The organism is Betaproteobacteria bacterium, from assembly GCA_016720065.1.
Taxonomy (GTDB): domain Bacteria; phylum Pseudomonadota; class Gammaproteobacteria; order Burkholderiales; family Rhodocyclaceae; genus SSSZ01.
This window is the reverse complement of record JADJXY010000001.1, coordinates 621,247-638,443: the sequence shown is the minus strand read 5'-3', so window position 1 is coordinate 638,443 and position 17,197 is coordinate 621,247. Positions and strand designations below refer to the sequence as shown.

The following is a 17,197-nucleotide window of genomic DNA, read 5'->3' as shown; positions in this document are numbered from 1 at the left end:
TCGTCCTGGCCCGGGAGCGAGGGCGGCGGCACCCCTGGCGTTTTCACCCTGGGCCTCTGCCCGGCGACCGAGCCGCGCTGCACCCCCGCATCCCGCAACGCTTCGACGCCATGCTGCTGGCGGGCCTGGAGGATGAAGTGTCCCGCCTCCGGCAGCGCTACGCACAAGCCGCCGACCTGCCTTCCATGCGTTCGGTGGAATACCGCCAGTGTGGAGACCCAGGACGGGGGATCCCCAGGACGGAATTGCAGGGACCAGGGTATCTTTGCCACGCGGCAACTGGCCAAGCGGCAGGATCACCTGGCTGAGCAATTCCTTCGACCTCGAAATCTTCGGCTGCCTGGCGCCGGACCTGGGCATCGCCTGGCCCGGCGGGTAGGGGAATTCTCGCGCCGCAGGGCGATGGCCCCGCCCAGGTAAGGTGGAAAGCGGTGGCTCTCGGCGCCCGGAAGCTGCCCAGTTCGTCGGCCACTGGCGCAACTGGTCCACCACGCTCAGTTCTGGTCCTGGGCTGCCACGATGCGTTGCATGTGTTCGCCCGCAAGGCGGTTGAGGAAATCCTCCTGACCCTCGGTGAGGCCCAGGTGCATGAAGGATTTCATCAGGGCCTCCTGAATTCGATCATGTGCTGGGTGAGGTGGAAGCTGGTGGTGCGGTAATTGTGCTGGAGCAATTCAAGGGCATCGTGGACCCGCGGCAGGGTGACCAGGACGCCCCGCTCCCGGCGGCGGTTTTCGCGTTCGACGCCGATGGCCTGGAGCCGGCGTCGGCGCCTTCGGCCAGGATGGCGATGTTGTCGCGGATGCGGCCGACCTTGTCCGGATCGTCCAGGGGCAGGTTGTTGAGCATGACGGTGACGCCGCCATAATTGAAGGCGCCGGTTCTTGAACTGGAAGATGCGGCCGGAACCCCGCACATGGCGCAGGATGCCGACTTCCAGGGGCACATTGGCTCCCCTTGGCGCTGAGGAGATTTCATCCGCCCCCAGGCGCAACTGCACGGCGCCCTGCTGGATCGTACTGTTGCAGGGCGGCCAGCACTTCCTGGCCGAGTTGCTCCGGCTCGCGGCAGGCAAAGGACTTGCTCAGAAACTGGAGGACCACCCCCAGCTCCCCCATGCTGGTCATGGCGGAAAGGGCGGTGCGCTGGGCGAAGCCCGCCTGGTCCCGCAGGCTGCGCCGCTCGGCGATGAGGCGCTGGGCCACCTTGACCTTGTTCTGGAGCTCCAGGGGATCGAAGGGCTTGACGATGAAGTCCTGGCCACCGGCCTCGTAGGCGGCCAGACGGCTGTCCAGGTCGTCCTGGGCGGAAATGAAGGTGACGGGGATGTCCTGGGTGTCGAAGTCGTCCTTGAGGCGCCGGCACAGGTCGTAGCCGTTCATCCCGGGCATGACCACATCGAGGAGGAACATGTCCGGGGAGCCCTGCGCGGCGCGCTCCAGGTAGTCCTCCGCCGAGGCGAAGGTGCTCACCTGGCAATCGTCCTCTCCAGCAGCGCGGCGAGCATTTCCCGCACCACTTCGTCGTCGTCGATGACGAAAACCTGAAACTCATGCTCGCCCATGGCTCACCCCCCGTTATTGTCCCGGCATTGTCCGACGAGCCGCAGGCCGTGGCAGCGCCAAAGCGCGGGCAAACCCGCAGACACCACCGCCTGGAGGCAGGCGCGCTCGCGCAACGCGGAAAAAGGGTCGGGAGAGAGGGCCGTCAGGAAGCCACTCGGAGCCGGCGCGGGTGCGCGGGTTCGGCGGTCAGCCGACGTTTCCCGCTTGGACCGGTCGCCCTGGGCCTGGCGAAGGGCGCTGGCCGCGGGTTCCGAAGGTCAGACCACGACGGTCTGAGCCTCGTCGCCGCTGCGGGCGCGGATGCTGCCGATGCGCCAGGCCGCCTCACCGGCGGCTGTGAGCTCGGCCATGGCAGCCTCGGCGTCGGCGGCGGCGAGGACGATGACCATGCCGATACCGCAGTTGAAGACACGGCGCATCTCGTTCTCCGCCACCTTGCCCTCCGCCTGCATCCAGTCGAAAAGCCGGGGCGGGGCCAGGCGGCTTTGTGCAACCTTCGGCCACGGTACCGTCGGGCAGCACCCGGGGCACGTTTTCCAGCAGGCCGCCGCCGGTGATGTGGGCCATGCCCTTCACCGGGAGCTTCTGCATCAGTTGCAGCACGGGCTTCACATAGATGCGGGTCGGCGCCATGACCACGTCGGCGAGGAGCGCACTCTTCCGTCCACTTCATCGAAAGGCGCGTCCATGTCCGGCCTGGAGCGCTCGATGATCTTGCGCACCAGGGAGTAGCCGTTGGAATGGGCGCCGGGAAGAGGCGAGGCCCAGCACCACGTCCCCGGGGCGATGGTGGAACCGTCGATGATCTTGCTCTTTCCACCACGCCGACGGCAAAGCCCGCCAGGTCGTATTCACCGTCCGGGTACATGCCGGGCATTTCAGCGGTCTCGCCGCCGATGAGGGCACAGCCGGCCAGTTCACAGCCCCGGGCGATGCCGCCGACGACGCTGGCGGCGGTGTCCACGTCCAGCTTGCCGCAGGCAAAGTAGTCGAGGAAGAAGAGGGATTCGGCGCCCTGCACCAGAATGTCATTGACGCTCATGGCGACCAGGTCCTGGCCCACCGTGTCGTGGCGGTTCAACTGGAAGGCCAGCTTCAGCTTGGTGCCCACCGTCGGTCCCCGAAACCAGCACCGGCTCCTGGTAGCGCTGGCACCCGAAAAGGGCGCCGAAGCCGCCGATGCCGCCCAGTACGCCTTCGCGCAGGGTCTTCCCCTGGCCAGGGGCTTGATACGGTCCACGAGGGCGTCACCGGCGTCGATGTCGACACCGGCATCGCGGTAGGAAAGGAAGTCTGCTGGGTCATGATGGGGGCGGCCGGGGGCGGAAGGAGCACTCCCGCCGTTGAAAAGGGGTGATTTTACCCGAAAGGGGCGTGAGCCCTGCCCCGCTTTCTGGCATGATGCCGGCACATCGGTCACGGCCTGGCCATCCAGGGCGGGGCCCTTGCCTCCGGCGGGCCTGTACCGGGCGTTGCCGCACGGTACAGCTCCAGGCGAGAATCGATTCCACCCCTCGAGGATTGATTTCACCCCTTTCCCCCGCATGAAAATCCTCATCGTCGACGACGAACCCGCCATTGCCGACACCCTCGCCTACGCCCCTCAGGGCCGACGGCTTCGCGGTCGACTGCTGCACCCTGGGCGGCGAGGCCATGGCGCTGCTGCAAGGCGAGGGTCACGATCTCGTGGTGCTTGACGTGGGCCTGCCTGACCTGAGCGGCTTCGACGTCTGCCGCGGCCTGCGCCGCTTCTCCGAAGTGCCGGTGCTCTTCCTCACCGCCCGGGCCGACGAGGTGGACCGCATCGTCGGCCTGGAACTGGGGGCCGACGATTACGTGGCCAAGCCCTTCAGCCCGCGGGAGGTGGTCTCCCGGGTACGCGCCATCCTGCGCCGTCTGCGGCCGGAAAGGCAGGCGGCAGCGGCCTCTCCGGCCCGCCCCGGCCCGTTTCACGGTCGATGCCGAGGGCCTGCGCATCGCCTACCACGGCACCGGCTCGCGCTCACCCGCTACGAATACCTGCTGCTGGCGCTGCTCCTGGAACGCCCCGGCCGCGTGCTCTCCGCGCCCACATCATGGAGGCCGTCTGGCAGGACGGCGGCGACAGCCTGGACCGGACAGGGACACCCACATCAAGACCCTGCGCGCCAGAAGCTGAAGGCGGTACGCGCCGACGACGACCCCATCGCCACCCATCGGGGCTGGGGTATAGCATCGCCGCCCGATGAACATCTCCGTCCGCCTCTTCGCCGGCTATTTCCTCATGCTGGGGCTGGCCGCCTGGTTCAGTGCTCAACATCTTCACCCACGAGGCGGAGCCGGGCATCCGCCAGGCCACCGAGGAAACCCTGGTCGATACCGCCCAGTCCTGGCCGAACTGGCGGGGCCGGAGCTGGCCGCCGGACGCATCGGCAACGGGGCTTCTCCGCCGCCTTCGCCGCCGCCCAGGGCCGCACGCCCCGGGCCGACATCTGGGTGCAGAAGGACAGCGTCGACTTCCGCGTCTATGTGACCGACGCCGCCGGCCGCGTGGTCTTCGATTCCGAAGGCAGCGCCGTGGGCGCCGATTACTCGCAATGGCGCGACGTGGCCCGGGTGCTGAAGGGCGAATACGGCGCCCGCAGCACCCGGGGAGAACCCGGACGACCCCAGCTCCTCGGTGATGTACGTGGCCGCCCCCATCCTTTACCAGGGCAGGCTCATCGGCGTGCTCTCCTGGCAAAGCCGCTGGCCACCGTACTGCCCTACATCGACCGCGCCGAACAGCGGGTGCGCCGGGCGGGCTACTGGCTGCTGGCGGCCTCGGCACTCATCGGCCCTGGCGTTCTCGGCCTGGGCTCACGTGGACGGAGGAACCGCCTGCGCAGCTACGCCCGGGACGTGGCAGAGGAAGAAGGCCGAGCCCCCACCGGTGGCGGCCGCCAGTTTTCGAACTGGCCCGGCCCTGGCGGTGATGCGGGGAAAAGCTGGAGGGCAAGCAGTACGTCGAGCGCTATGTGCAAAACCTGGCCCACGAAATGAAGAGCCCGCTCACCGCCGTCCTCGGCGCCGCCGAAATCCTGAAGGCGACCCGCCGGCCGAAGACCGCCAGCGCTTCGCCGCCAGCATCGCTGAACAGGGCGGCCGGCTCCGGGCCATCATCGAACGCATGTTGCAGCTCGCCCGGGTCGAGCAGTTGCAGGCACCTGGAAGGGGCGGTCGAGGTCGATCTGCCCGCCCTCCTGGCCCGCTGCCGCGAGGAACGCGCCCTGGCCCTGACGGCCCGCAGCATGAGCTGCCGCATCGAAGCCCCCGGGCGCCACCGCCCAGGGTGACCCCCTGCTCCTGCAAACAGGCCGTCCTCAACCTCCTGGACAACGCCATCGAGTTCTCACCGCAGGGCGGAAGCATCGAAATAAGCCTGTCCATCGCCGAGGGCCAGGCCCAGATCACCTTCCGCGATCACGGCCCCGGCGCCCCGGCCACGCCCCCGCCCCAGCTCTTCGAGCGCTTCTATTCCCCTGCCCCGCCCGGCCACTGGCAAGAAGAGCACCGGCCTGGCCTGGCCCTGGTGCGGGAGGTGGCCCGGCTGCATGGGGAGGGGGTTCCGCCAATCACCCCGAAGGCGGCGGTCTGGCAACGCTTCGCCTGCCGCTCGCCTGATCGCCGCGGCACGGCGGGGAGCCCCCACCGGACCGGGCGACGCCGGCTTCAGGCGCCCTTGAGCAGGTTAAGCAGGCCGCCGATGGTACCTTCGGCCGGCAGGGCGCCATTGGGGGTGAGCCGGTCGACGATCTGCGGCAGGAATTGGGCCAACTGACCGGACACCTCCTCCGACGAAATCCCCAGTTGACCCGCCAGGGCCTGAATCTGACCACTGCCCAGAACGGAGCGGATCTGCTCAGCGCTGATCGCCTGATTGGCGCCCGTTCCTACCCACGAGGCGACGATGCCGCCCAGACCCTGCTGCTCGAAAGCGGCAATCAGACCCGCCAGGCCACCGCTCTGGGGAGTTGCCCAACATGCTCCCCACGGCCTCCAGCAAGCCTGACTGCGGTGCGCCTCCGTTTCCGGCAAGCGAATTCATGACCTGACCGGCCAAACCATCCAATAGTCCCATGGGGTTCTCCTTGAAAAAGGCGCCCAATGTAACCGATCCTATGAATTTTCATGCTCCGCTTCATGCCCCTTCACCGGACTTCACCCCCGCTTGCGCTCCCCTCACCCGCCGCCGCGACACTGGTCTCACCTTGACTCCGGGAGACCCCATGGACAGAAAACTGTTGTACAAGCTCGTCGCCATCGCCTTCATGTCCCTGCTGCTGCTCGTTCCCCTGTCCTTGATCGAAGGCCAGGTCAGGCAGCGCAGCCATCGCCAGTTCGAAGTGCAGCAGAGCATCGCCAACAGCGCCGCCGGGCCCCAGACCCTGGTGGGGCCCGTGCTGGCCATCAGCTACCGTGAAAAACTGGAACCGGAGCGCAAGCGTGATCCGGATACGGGCCAGACCACCACCACGCCGCGCTTCCGCGATGCCACCTCTACCTGCCGCCGGAAATGCTCTAGCTGGACGGCGACACCCGGGTGGAAACCCGCAAGCGGGGCATCTATCAGGCACGGCTGTTCAATCTGGCCCTGGCGGCCAGCGGGCGCTTCGTCATCCCCCCAACCTGGGCCTGGACGGCAAGCGGGACATCGTCAGCGCCGAAGCCTCCTCGTGCTGGGCATTTCGGACCCCGGGGCGTCGGCAACGACCCGGAGGTGAGCATCGCCGGCAAGCGCCACCGCTTCGCCACTCCCAAGGGCGGCCGGCGGAGGGGGGACGCCTGGCCGGGCCGCGGCTGGCCGTTCCTCGGCGCGGTCGATCTCGCCCGCAGCACGCCCCTGGAGTTCAGCTTCCCCGCTCCAGCTCACCGGCACCGAGCGCCTGGCCATCGCCCCCACGGGCGAGGCCAATAGCGTGACCTCAGGTCGGATTGGCGCCACCCCAGCTTGGCGGGCGTTTCCCGCCCCGGGAACGCGAGGTGGCCGAGGATGGCTTCGCCGCCCGCTGGGAGATTTCGCACCTCGCCCGCAATTTCGCCAACACCCTGGCGGCTTCCCGGGGCCGCGTCGCCTGAGGTGATCGACGTCTCCTTCATGGACCCGGTCATCGCTCAGAATCGGAGCGGGCGGTGAAGTACGGCATCCTCTTCATCGCCCTCACCTTCGCCGGCTTCTTCCTGACCGAAATTCTGCGCCGGGCGCCCATCCACCCCTGCAATACCTGCTGGTCGGGCTGGCCCTGGCTCTCTTCCTGCTCCTCATCGCCCTTTCGGAGCACCTGCCCTTCGTCGTCGCCTACGGCATCGCGGCGGCCGGCTGCATCGCCCTCATCGGCACCTACCGCCGGCGCCCTGGGCGGAACACGCCCGGCCCTGGGCTTCGCCGGGGTCTCACCGGCTCTACGGCGTGCTGTACGGGTGCTGCTGTCGGAGGACAACTCTCTGCTCATGGGCACCCTGCTGCTCTTCCTCGCCCCGGGCACGGTGATGCTGGCCACCCGCCGCGTGGATTGGTACCGGGTCGATGCCCTCGCCGCCCCGCGGAGGCCGGAGTGAGGCCCGGCGCCCAAGGTCGCCGCTTGCCGCTGCCCCTGCGGCGGCCGGCCGGCAAGCGCCCCGGCCTGGCGCGCCGGGGCGCTTTTCCCGGCCTGGGGCTGGCAGCGGCCCTGCTGGTCCTGGCGGGGCATCTCAAGCACCCGCTCTTGTTCTGGCTGCGGGCCTGGGAAACACCGGCCTCCTGAGCGCCGGCCTGGGGGCGCCGCGGCTTCCTGCGCGGAGGCCGCGCCCCGCGGCTCCTGGCGCTTGCCTTTCTGGCCGTGGCGGGCTGACCCTCTTCCGGGAACTGGAATTCGCCGCCACCGGGCGGAGATTCTGGCCGCCGGGCCCGCCCCGCGGGCCGTGGGCGGGCACTTCATGGTCGGCTTCCGGGATTTCGCCGAGGTCGAAAGCCTGGCGGAAAAGGCTCATCGGCGGCCTCTACGTCACCCGCCGCAATCTTCGCCGCACGCCGCCCGCGCAGCTGTCAGCGGAGATCGCCTCCCTGCAGGAGCGGCGCCGCGAGGCCGGCCTGCCGCCCCTGGTGGTGGCCGCCGACCAGGAAGGCGGCGAAGTCTCCCACCTCTCACCCTGGCTCACGCCGCGGCCGGCGCTGGCCAGCCCGGGCCGTGGCGCGGAGGGTCTCACGCCGGAGGATCAGGCGCGGGCCTACGGGCGTGCCCAGGGCCGGGAGCTTGCGCGCCTGGGCATCAATCTCAACTTCGGCCCGGTGGTCGATCTGAAGCCCGAGCGCGGCTTCGCGGCGGATCGCCGCACCCTCATCGCGCGCCGCGCCATCGCCGCCGACCCCGACCTCGTGGCGCGCATCGCCGGCAACTACGCAGCCGGGCTCGCCGAGGCCGGCGTCGGGGCCACCTACAAGCACTTCCCCGGCCTGCACCGCCTGCAGGCCGACACCCACTTCGGCCCCGCCCGCCTCGACCTGCCCCCCCCGAGCCCTGGAAGAAGACTGGCGACCCTATGCGGCGGCCCCGCCGGGAGCGGCGGTCATGGTGGGCCACGTCACCCTGGCGGCGGTCGACGAGGCGCACGCCGCCTCCCACTCCCGGGCGGCCATCGCCGGCCTCCTGCGCGGCCGCCTGGGCCACGGCGGTCTGGTCATCACCGACGACCTCAACATGGGCGCCGTCTACGGGCGGGGCATAGGACGGGTGGCGGGGGAGGCCCTGGCCGCGGGAGCCGATCTGGTGCTGGTCTCCTACGACCCGGACCAGATTTACCGCGCCATCCTGGGCGCCGCCCGGGCCTGGAAGCCGGCACCATCGCCCCGGACGCCCCAGCCGCCAGCCGGGAGCGCCTGGGCGACTTCTTCGAGCGCCGGGCAGCAGCAGGAGGGGCCGCTTCCGGCGGGGCGGGAATCTGGTAAATTGTGGCCATTCCCTTTGCCGCGCCATCGGCGCCAGCGCTTCATGCACCGGGTCGTCACCAAATACAAGGACCGCAACCGCAACGTGGTCATCGAGCATGGCCCCTGGCATCCCACCCGCCAGGAAGCCCAGCGCTGGGCCGACCTGCTGGCGCAGTCCGGCTACCGGGTGGATATCGAAAGCCGGGGCGCCGAGGAAGGCGGCGGCAGCAGCAACGCCGATCTGGCCCAGGCCCTGGCCAGCATGGCCTGATCCTTCCTCCGCGCCCGTCTTTCTCCCGCGGGTCGCCCCGCCCCGCTGCAGCCCGTTTCCCCATGCGCCTCACCCAGCTTCGTCAGCGCCTTGCCGACCTCGGCGCCAAGCCTTGCCACCAGGATCGCGTCCTGCGCGCCTGGTGCGGTAGCGGCACCCTGGACAATCGTCGCAGCCGTGCCGAGGGATTTTCTGCCCGCCGCGCTGCGGGCCGACCTGCCGGCTTTTTTCGCCCAGGCCGAAGGGCTGGTCCGCCTGGTTTCCGAACACCCCGGCGGCGACGGTTCGGCCCGCCTTCTGGTGGCCCCTTGCCGACGGCCGGACGGTGGAAAGCGTGCGCCTCCTGCGCCAGGGCCTGTGCGTCTCGGACCCAGGTGGGTTGCGCCGTGGGCTGCCGTTTCTGCATGACCGGCCGCGACGGCCTGCTGCAGCAACTGGGCAGCGCGGAAATCGTCGCCAGGTGGCCCTGGCGCGGCGGCAGCGCCCGGTGCGCCGGGTAGTCTTCATGGGCATGGGCGAACCCGCCCACAATCTGGACAACGTGCTCGAAGCCATCGAATTTCTCGGCACCCTGGGCGGCATCGGCCACAAGAACCTTGGTCTTTTCCACCGTGGGCGACCGCCGCGTCTTCGAACGTCTGCCCGCCGGCCCTGTGAAGCCGGCCCTAGCGCTGTCGCTGCACTCCACCTTCCGCGAACGCCGCGCCGCCCTGCTGCCCAAGGCCGCCGACCTGGACCCTGCCGAGTTGCTGGCCGAGAGCGAAGCCTACGCCCGCGCCACCGGCTACCCCTTGCAGGTGCAATGGACCCTGCTGGCCGGGGTGAATGACGGCGACGACGAAGCGGAACGCCTCGCCGCGCCCTGCGGGGCCGCTACGCCATGGTCAATTTCATCCCCTACAACGCCAACGAGGGCCTGGGTTACCAGCGCCCTCGGCGGAGCGCTGCGCCGCCCTGGTGGACACCCTGATGCGCCAGGGCATCCTCGCCAAGCTGCGCAACTCGGCGGGCCAGGACATCGACGGCGGCTGCGGCCAACTGCGCGCCCGGCATCTGGCCGGCGAAGACCTCCCGCAGGTGCCCGGCGCACGGCATTCCTGACCTCCGTCCTCAGCCGCCCCATGTGAAGGGGGAGAAGACCGCCGCCCACCCGCACCCCATCAGCGAAAGCGCACGCTCACCCGGGGATTGCCCGGCAAACCCTCATACACCACCGTCGCCCCACCGCCCGCCACGGGCTGCGTGAGGCGGGAGTAGGAGCCCAGACTCAAGAGATCGCCCTTCCTGAGCAGGATTCCCGCCGCCTCCAGATCCCGGGCCAGCCACAGCGCGGCGTGCAGGGGATGGCCAAGGATGGCCGTGCCGGGCGCCGCCTCGATCTCCCGCCCTCGCCATCCAGGAGACGCACGGTCATGGCGGCCAGGGCCTGCGATGAAGGCAAGGGCAGGGGCGAGCCCAGCACCCCCAGGCGGGCGCCGGCATTGACCAGGACGATGCCGGCGGCGTCGAGGCGGGCGGGATCCTCCACCATCAGATCGGCGAGTTCGATGAAGGGGTAGAGGCGCCCCAGGAAACGCCGCGCGTCTTCCACATCACGGGCCGTGGCCAGGGCCGGGTCGGCCACCTCCACCACCAGATCGGCTTCGAACACCGGCCGGGCGCCACAGGCCACCGGCACCTCCGCTCCTCAGCCAGCAGCATGCCGCGATACAGCGTGCCCCGCACCGGCCGGTCGGCGCCAAAGCGCTTCTGCACGACCGGGTTGGTGAGGGCTGCCTTGTACCCCACCGGCGGCCCGTAGGCCTGGGCGAGAAAAACCGTGAGTTTGTCGCGCCCACAGGCGGCGTCGGCGAGGGACAGGCCGGGCGGCTGCGGCAGCGGCTCCCGTGCGACGTAGCGGGCAGCGAGCGCGGCCATCTCGAGGTCCGTGGGGCAGGAGGCCGTTGCGACACCGGGGCCGGCGGCCACAAACCCCAGGGCGCAGAAGAGGCGCTTCACTCCACCGCGATTTCGATGCGCCGCGACCGGGCCTGCTCGGCCTTGGGGATGCGCAGGGTCAGCACGCCCTGGGTGAATTCGGCACTGACCCGGTCCGGGTCGAGTTCCCGCGACAGACTGAAGACGCGGCGATAGCGCGGCAGGGCCACCTCGGCGTGGGTCGCTTCGATGCCGGCCGGGGCTTCCAGGGCGATTTCGCCTTCGATGGTCAGGGTATCGGCCTCGACGTGCAGGTGCAGGCGGTCCTTGGGCACCCCTGGCAGGTCGGCGTACAAGGTGATCCCGGCGGTGTCCTCGATCACATCCACCGGCGGGACGAGGCTGGCCGCTTCGCGGGGGGTTTGAGCAGGGGTGGCGGAAGTCTGGGTCATGGCGTTCTCCTTCGGGTCATTCGACGGCGATGCGGCGGGGCTGCACCGCGGCGCGGCGGCGCACGCTCACCTGGAGCACGCCGTCCCGGTAGCGGGCACGCACACCGTTGGGATCGATGTCGTCGGGCAGGGTCACGACGCGCCGGAAACGGCCGGCAAAGCGCTCATCGAGATGGGCGGTGGCGCGCGCATCGGCGGGCGGCAGCACGGAAGCGCGAGCGCCGGAGAGGGTGAGGACGCCCTTTCCAGTTGCACATCGATGGCGGCGGGATCGAGCCCCGGAGCAAAGGCGTGTATCTCGACGGACTCCGGCCCGCTGCTTACATTGATGGCCGGGAAACCGCTGCGGCTGCCCCCCGGATGCTGGGGATGCGTCGACATTCTGCTGCACTTCGCGCTGCAGGCGCTCCAGTTCGGCAAACAGGTCGCGGGGAAAAACGGTACGGTAGAACATGAGCCTCTCCTCCTGGATTCCAAGCGGACGCGGCGCGCGCCCATGGAACCGATATGGGTGCCGCCTGCGCGGTTTCAAGAGGGCATCGCCGCGGTGATAAGATTCGCCCCCGCCCCGCCTGCTCCCATGCGCCAGCTTCTCCTCGACCTCCTGCCGGAAAGCCCCCCCAGCCTGGACAACTTCGTTCCCGGCGGCAATGGCGAGACCCTGGCGGCCTTCACCGCCTGGCTGGCCGATGAGGGCGGGGAGTTCTCCTTCTGCCTGTGGGCGAAGCCGGCTGCGGTCGCAGCCACCTGCTCAAGGCCAGCGGCTTCGCCTACCACGACGCCGCCGCCGACCCGGCCCTCGCCGCACTGCCCGAAGCCGCCGCCCTTGCCGTCGATCACGTCGATGCCCTCGATGGCGACGGCCAGATCGCTCTCTTCAACGCCTTCAACCGCAGCAAGGCGGCCGGCGGCCGGCTGCTGACCGCCGCCCCCAGCCCCCGCCCACCTGCCCCCTGCGCGAAGACCTGCGCACCCGCCTGGGATCGGGCCTCATCTACCGCCTGCAACCGCTCTCCGACGCCGAGAAAGCCGCCGCCCTCGCCGCGCAGGCCAAGGAGCGGGCATTGAAGCTCACGCCGGAAGCCATCCATTACCTGCTGCGCCACGCCCCCCGCGACATGCGCACCCTCTCCGCCTTCGTCGTCGCCCTGGACCGCTACACCCTGGAACACAAACGCGCCCTCACCCTGCCCCTGCTGCGGGAATTGTTGCAGGCGCCGCTGGAAGTCAGGTAGGCGCCGACCGCAAGGCAATGTTCACTACGCCCGTACCGCCGGGCTCCGCACTTGCAATAGCACTACATTGTAACTACACTCTTCCCATGAGCACTCTGCACTTCGAGTGGGACGAACAGAAGGCCTCTGCCAACGTCAAAAAGCACGGCGTGAGCTTCGAAGAGGCGAAATCCGCCTTCTACGACACCCGCGCCAAGCTTATCGACGACCCCGACCATTCTGGCGACGAAGATCGTTTTGTCCTGCTTGGCCTGAGCGTTGCGCTAAAGCTCCTGGTCGTCTGCCATTGCTATCGAGGCGACGGTGGTGTGATTCGCTTGATCTCCGCCCGAAAAGCGACGGCCAAGGAAATGAAGTCTTACCCGTAAAGGTGCCCCATGCGAAAAGAATACGACTTCTCCAACGCCAGGAAGAATCCCTACGCTTCTCAGTTGAAGAAGCAGGTCACGATTCGCCTGGATGAAGAATCAATTGGCTACTTCAAGGCCCTGTCAGAGGAGGTCGGTATTCCCTACCAAAGCCTCATCAACCTCTACTTGCGAGACTGCGCAGCGTCCCACCGTAAATTGAATCTCGACTGGAAGTAGGGTATTGGAATCGTTTGGGGTCTGCGCATGCCCCGCTGGCTTCTGGACACGCTGCATGAGGAACCTCTCGACGGCTACGCCACTGGGTGTTCGAGCCATCGCCCGGGAGCGACGCCGGATCAGCCGCGTAGGCCGTCAGCTTTGTAATTCTGCCGTCGGCGACGCGAGCCCCTCGGGCCAAACGTTCCACCTAACCCCCCGCCCCCACCCCCCCATGAACCTCGCTCTCTTCGACCTCGACAACACCCTTCTCTCCGGCGACTCCGATTTCGAGTGGGCCCAGTTTCTCATCGGCAAGGGGTGGTCGACCGGGAAATCCAGGAGGCCAGGAACATCGAGTTCTACGAGCAGTACAAGGCCGGCACCCTGGATATCCATGCCTTTCTGGCCTTCCAACTGGCGCCGCTCACCCGCCACCCGCGGGCGGAACTCGATGCCTGGCACGCCGAGTACCTGGAGCGCCACATTCGCCCGCTGATCGGCGACGCGGCCCGGGCGCTGGTGCGGCGGCACCAGGATGACGGCGACCTTTGCGCCCCTGGGTCACCGCCACCAACAGTTTCGTCACCGGCCCCATCGCCCGGGAGTTCGGCGTACCGCACCTGATCGCCACGGTGCCGGAGTGGGAAGACGGCCGCTTTACCGGGCGCGCCCGGGGCACGCCGTCGTTCCGGGAAGGCAAGATCCTGCGCACCGAGGCCTGGCTGGAATCCCTGGGCCTGTGGTGGGGCAGCTTCGAAAAGAGCTATTTCTACAGCGATTCCCTCAACGATCTGCCGCTCCTGTCCAGCGTCGATACCCCGGTGGCGGTGGACCCGGACGAGACCCTGCGCGCCCACGCCAGCGAAATGGGCTGGAAAATCATCACTCTGCGGTAGAATCCGCGTTTTTCCGCGGCTTTGCCGCACCGAACCGGCTTCCCGTGATCCGCAAACTCATTTCCCGCGTCTTCGGCGGCAAGAAGGCCGCCCCGGCAAGCTCGAACCGGCGGTCATTCCCGTGGCCAGCCACGGCATCACCCGCGACCGCGTCAGTTCCGGCAGCCGGCGGGTGTGCGAGACCCTGCAAAGCCACGGCCACAAGGCCTACGTGGTGGGCGGCGCGGTGCGCGACCTGCTGATCGGCGCCGAGCCCAAGGATTTCGACGTGGCCACCGACGCCACGCCGGAGCAGATTCGCCGCTACTTCCGCCGCTCCCGCATCATCGGCCGCCGCTTCCAGATCGTGCATGTGATGATGGGCCAGGAAACCCTTGAGGTGACCACCTTCCGCGGCATGCTGGGGGACGACGCCAAGACGGACGAGCACGGCCGGGTGCTGCACGACAACGTCTTCGGCAGCCAGGCCGAGGACGCCGCCCGGCGCGACTTCACCGCCAACGCCCTCTATTACGACCCGGCCACCGAGGCGGTGGTGGATTACCACCACGGCGTCGCCGACCTGAAGCAGAAGACCCTGCGCATGATCGGCGAACCGAGGAAGCGCTACCGCGAAGACCCGGTGCGCATGCTGCGGGCCGTGCGCCTCGCCGCCAAGTTGGGGCTCCTCATCGATCCGGCGGCGAGGAAGCCCATCCGCGAAATGGCGGAACTGCTGGAGAACGTGCCTCCCGCCCGCCTCTTCGACGAAATGTTGAAGCTCCTCACCTCGGGCCATTCGGTCAAATGCCTGACCCAGTTGCGCGAGGAGGGCCTGCACCACGGCCTCCTGCCCCTGCTCGACGTCATCCTGGAGCAGCCCATGGGCGAGAAGTTCGTCATGCTTTCCCTGGGCAATACCGACGCCCGGGTGAAGCAGGGCAAGCCCATCTCCCCCGGCTTCCTCTTTGCCACCCTGCTCTGGCACGAGGTCCTGGCGCAGTGGGACAAGATCAAGGGCAAGGGGGAGCTGTCCAATATCCCGGCGCTCTACGCCGCCATGGACGACGTGCTCGACAGCCAGGCGGAAAAGCTGGCCATCACCCGCCGCATTGCCGGCGACATCAAGGAAATCTGGGCGCTGCAGCCGCGCTTCGAGAGTCGCGCCGGCAAGCGGCCCTATGCCCTCCTGGAGCAGCCGCGTTTCCGGGCGGCCTACGACTTTCTCGTCCTGCGTGCCGAGGCAGGGGAAATCGACGGCGAACTGGGCCGCTGGTGGACCGAATTTCAGAACGCCGACGGCGAGGCCCGGGCCGCCCTGCTGCAGCCGGAAAAGGCCGGCGACAAGAAACGCCGCCGCCGTCGGCGCAAGCCCGGCGCCACCGGGAACCCCGCCTCCGACGCAGAATGACCCGCGCCTACGTGGCTCTGGGCGCCAACCTGGGCGACCCGGTCGCCGCGGTGCAGGCGGCCTTCGACGCCCTGGCCGCCCTGCCGCAGACGCGGCTGGCCGCCCGCTCCTCCCTCTACCGCACCGCGCCGGTGAGCCTTGCCGCCCAGCCTGATTTCATCAACGCCGCCGCCGCCCTGGATACCGAGCTCCCGCCCCTGGACCTGCTCGCCGCGCTGCTCGCGGTGGAAGCGTCCGCCGGACGCCTGCGGCGGGAAAGGAATGGCCCCCGCAGCCTCGACCTCGACCTCCTGCTGCACGGCGACACGGTGCTGGTCACCCCGGCCCTGAGCCTGCCCCATCCGCGCCTGCATCTCAGGGCCTTCGTCCTCGCCCCCCTGGGCGAAATCGCCCCCGACCTCGCCCTGCCCGGCCGCGGCAGCGTCGCCGCCCTGGCTGCCGGCGGTGGCGCTCCAGTCCATCGCGCGCCTATGAACCTCCCCGTCCTCTGGCAGACCGTCATTCTGCTGGCGCTGTCCAACGTCTTCATGACCTTCGCCTGGTACGCCCATCTCAAGCACCTCAACGAGAAGCCCTGGTGGGTGGCAGCGCTGATCTCCTGGGGCATCGCCCTTTTCGAATACCTGATCCAGGTGCCGGCCAACCGCATCGGCAACACGGAGCTTTCGCTGGCCCAGTTGAAGATCCTGCAGGAGGTCATCACCCTCACCGTCTTCGTCCCCTTCGTCGTCTTCTATATGCACCAGCCCCTCAAACTCGACTATCTGTGGGCTGCCTTGTGCATGCTGGGGGCGATATACTTTGTCTTTCGGCCCTGAAGATCAATAAAGGAGGAGGCATCATGGGATTGTTTGGCGGGAATTCCCGGGAACTCGATGAAGCACGCGCACGCATCACCCAACTTGAAAACGAGAGCACGCTCCTGCGCAACCAGTTGAGCGACAGCGAAAGCCGGCGCCAGACCTTGCAGACGCAAGTCGATGGCAATACCCGCAATTCGGGGGCCTGGGATCTGCTGCTCAAGAACCTGGAAACCTTCGGTTCCTCCCTGCAAGCCTCCCAGCAGACCCTCGCCCTCCTGGCTGGCGATCTGCGCGGCACCAAGGACGAGGCCATCGTCGCCGCCAACACTTCCGCCGAGAGCAGCGAGCTCATGCAGCGCATCAGTACCGATCTGGGCTCCCTGGCAGCGGATTCCCACGGCACCATGGAAAAAGTGGTGGGCCTGAACGAAAGCGCCAACAAGATCGGCAGCATCCTCTCCCTCATCAAGGAAATTGCCGACCAGACCAATCTGCTGGCCCTCAACGCCGCCATCGAAGCGGCCCGGGCCGGCGAGGCCGGTCGCGGCTTCGCCGTGGTGGCCGATGAAGTCAGGAAGCTCGCCGAACGCACCTCCAAGGCCACCAACGACATTTCCGCCCTGGTGCAGGCCATCAGCCAGGAAACCACCAGCGCCCACAGCGCCATGGAAAAACTGGCCGCCAAGTCTTCCGGCTTCGGCGCCGACGGCAACGAAGCCTCCCAGCGCATCGGCGGCATCATCGACGCCTCGCGCAAGATGGAACGCGACATCGCCATCTCGGCCCTGCGCAGTTTTACCGAACTGGCCAAGATGGACCACCTGGTCTTCAAGTTCGAAATCTACAAGGTCTTCTTCGGCTACTCGCCCAAGTCGGCCTCCGATTTCGCCGACCACACCGCCTGCCGCCTGGGCAAGTGGTACTACGAGGGCGACGGCAAGGCGTGCTTCTCGCGCCTGGACGGCTACGCCGCCATGGAAAACCCGCACCTGGCCGTACATAAGCTCGGCCGCGAGGCGGTGCAGCGTTTCCGCAACGGCGACTTCGCGGGCGGCACCGACTGCATCACCCTCATGGAAAGCGCCAGCCTGGAAGTGCTCTCCTGCCTGGAACGCATGGCCCAGCATGGGGTCAACAACCCGGACATCCTCTGCGCCCCGCACTGAGCGCCTGT

At 68.4% G+C, this 17,197-nt stretch carries 12 protein-coding genes and 11 pseudogenes; 16 read left to right on the top strand and 7 right to left on the bottom strand.

The genetic code is table 11. From position 1 onward, the window contains the following. Positions 1 to 420, top strand: a pseudogene (locus tag IPM73_03090) (tRNA (adenosine(37)-N6)-dimethylallyltransferase MiaA). Positions 421 to 621: 201 nt separating this feature from the next. Here IPM73_03090 and IPM73_03085 read toward each other — a convergent pair. From IPM73_03085 to purM, 3 genes and pseudogenes are all read right to left on the bottom strand, one after another. Further along, entirely contained in the window at positions 622 to 918 is a 297-nt protein-coding gene (locus tag IPM73_03085; GenBank protein MBK8917062.1) for a hypothetical protein, read from the bottom strand. Between the two features lie 56 nt (positions 919 to 974). Next, a complete protein-coding gene (locus IPM73_03080; GenBank protein ID MBK8917061.1) occupies positions 975 to 1,472 on the bottom strand; it encodes a response regulator in 498 nt (165 codons plus the stop codon). Between the two features lie 350 nt (positions 1,473 to 1,822). Continuing rightward, positions 1,823 to 3,111, bottom strand: a pseudogene (gene purM / locus IPM73_03075) (phosphoribosylformylglycinamidine cyclo-ligase). Here purM and creB point away from each other — a divergent pair. From creB to IPM73_03060, 3 genes and pseudogenes are all read left to right on the top strand, one after another. Then, positions 3,110 to 4,586, top strand: a pseudogene (creB, locus tag IPM73_03070) (two-component system response regulator CreB). The pseudogenes purM and creB overlap by 2 nt on opposite strands. After that, a complete protein-coding gene (locus IPM73_03065; protein ID MBK8917060.1) occupies positions 4,583 to 4,879 on the top strand; it encodes a hypothetical protein in 297 nt (98 codons plus the stop codon). The pseudogene creB and the gene IPM73_03065 overlap by 4 nt, the downstream one beginning before the upstream one ends. Continuing rightward, positions 4,876 to 5,364 carry a hypothetical protein gene (locus IPM73_03060; protein MBK8917059.1) on the top strand — a complete coding sequence of 163 codons (489 nt, stop codon included), beginning with the start codon at positions 4,876 to 4,878 and terminating at the stop codon, positions 5,362 to 5,364. Before IPM73_03065 ends, IPM73_03060 begins: the two co-directional genes overlap by 4 nt. On the opposite strand, the gene IPM73_03055 is transcribed toward IPM73_03060, so the two are convergent. After that, entirely contained in the window at positions 5,256 to 5,621 is a 366-nt protein-coding gene (locus IPM73_03055) for a DUF937 domain-containing protein (GenBank protein MBK8917058.1), read from the bottom strand. The two genes, IPM73_03060 and IPM73_03055, sit on opposite strands and share 109 nt — an antisense overlap. A 191-nt stretch (positions 5,622 to 5,812) precedes the next feature. Between IPM73_03055 and IPM73_03050 the strand changes: the two are divergent. The 4 genes and pseudogenes from IPM73_03050 to IPM73_03035 all read left to right on the top strand — a co-directional run bounded on the left by IPM73_03050 (position 5,813) and on the right by IPM73_03035 (position 9,862). Further along, a pseudogene (locus tag IPM73_03050) lies at positions 5,813 to 7,142 on the top strand (inner membrane CreD family protein). Then, positions 7,111 to 8,049: pseudogene (locus IPM73_03045) on the top strand (glycoside hydrolase family 3 protein). The pseudogenes IPM73_03050 and IPM73_03045 overlap by 32 nt, the downstream one beginning before the upstream one ends. 82 nt (positions 8,050 to 8,131) lie before the next feature. After that, positions 8,132 to 8,761: a hypothetical protein gene (locus tag IPM73_03040; protein MBK8917057.1), complete on the top strand. Its 630-nt coding sequence runs from the start codon at positions 8,132 to 8,134 to the stop codon at positions 8,759 to 8,761. 62 nt (positions 8,762 to 8,823) lie between these two features. Beyond that, positions 8,824 to 9,862: pseudogene (locus IPM73_03035) on the top strand (RNA methyltransferase). 59 nt (positions 9,863 to 9,921) lie between these two features. On the opposite strand, the pseudogene IPM73_03030 reads toward IPM73_03035, so the two are convergent. From IPM73_03030 to IPM73_03020, 3 genes and pseudogenes are all read right to left on the bottom strand, one after another. Further along, positions 9,922 to 10,621: pseudogene (locus IPM73_03030) on the bottom strand (fumarylacetoacetate hydrolase). A gap of 134 nt (positions 10,622 to 10,755) precedes the next feature. Further along, positions 10,756 to 11,130 (bottom strand): Hsp20/alpha crystallin family protein, encoded by a 375-nt coding sequence (locus tag IPM73_03025; protein ID MBK8917056.1) that lies wholly within the window; start codon positions 11,128 to 11,130, stop codon positions 10,756 to 10,758. 16 nt (positions 11,131 to 11,146) lie between these two features. Further along, a pseudogene (locus IPM73_03020) lies at positions 11,147 to 11,584 on the bottom strand (Hsp20/alpha crystallin family protein). Positions 11,585 to 11,710: 126 nt separating this feature from the next. On the opposite strand from IPM73_03020, the pseudogene hda reads away from it, so the two are divergent. The 8 genes and pseudogenes from hda (at position 11,711) to IPM73_02980 (ending at position 17,189) form a co-directional block, all read left to right on the top strand. Next, positions 11,711 to 12,365, top strand: a pseudogene (gene hda / locus IPM73_03015) (DnaA regulatory inactivator Hda). 86 nt (positions 12,366 to 12,451) lie between these two features. Then, entirely contained in the window at positions 12,452 to 12,733 is a 282-nt protein-coding gene (locus IPM73_03010) for a BrnT family toxin (protein ID MBK8917055.1), read from the top strand. A 9-nt stretch (positions 12,734 to 12,742) separates the two neighbouring features. Further along, positions 12,743 to 12,952 carry a BrnA antitoxin family protein gene (locus IPM73_03005; protein ID MBK8917054.1) on the top strand — a complete coding sequence of 70 codons (210 nt, stop codon included), beginning with the start codon at positions 12,743 to 12,745 and terminating at the stop codon, positions 12,950 to 12,952. A gap of 214 nt (positions 12,953 to 13,166) precedes the next feature. Further along, positions 13,167 to 13,830, top strand: a pseudogene (locus IPM73_03000) (HAD family hydrolase). 115 nt (positions 13,831 to 13,945) lie between these two features. Then, entirely contained in the window at positions 13,946 to 15,220 is a 1,275-nt protein-coding gene (gene pcnB / locus IPM73_02995; GenBank protein MBK8917053.1) for a polynucleotide adenylyltransferase PcnB, read from the top strand. Further along, a pseudogene (gene folK, locus IPM73_02990) lies at positions 15,217 to 15,694 on the top strand (2-amino-4-hydroxy-6-hydroxymethyldihydropteridine diphosphokinase). Before pcnB ends, folK begins: the two are co-directional and overlap by 4 nt. Then, positions 15,691 to 16,038, top strand: coding sequence for a DMT family protein (locus IPM73_02985; protein MBK8917052.1), 348 nt, complete (start codon positions 15,691 to 15,693; stop codon positions 16,036 to 16,038). Before folK ends, IPM73_02985 begins: the two are co-directional and overlap by 4 nt. Before the next feature lie 23 nt (positions 16,039 to 16,061). Continuing rightward, entirely contained in the window at positions 16,062 to 17,189 is a 1,128-nt protein-coding gene (locus IPM73_02980; protein MBK8917051.1) for a CZB domain-containing protein, read from the top strand. Positions 17,190 to 17,197 lie beyond the last annotated feature (8 nt).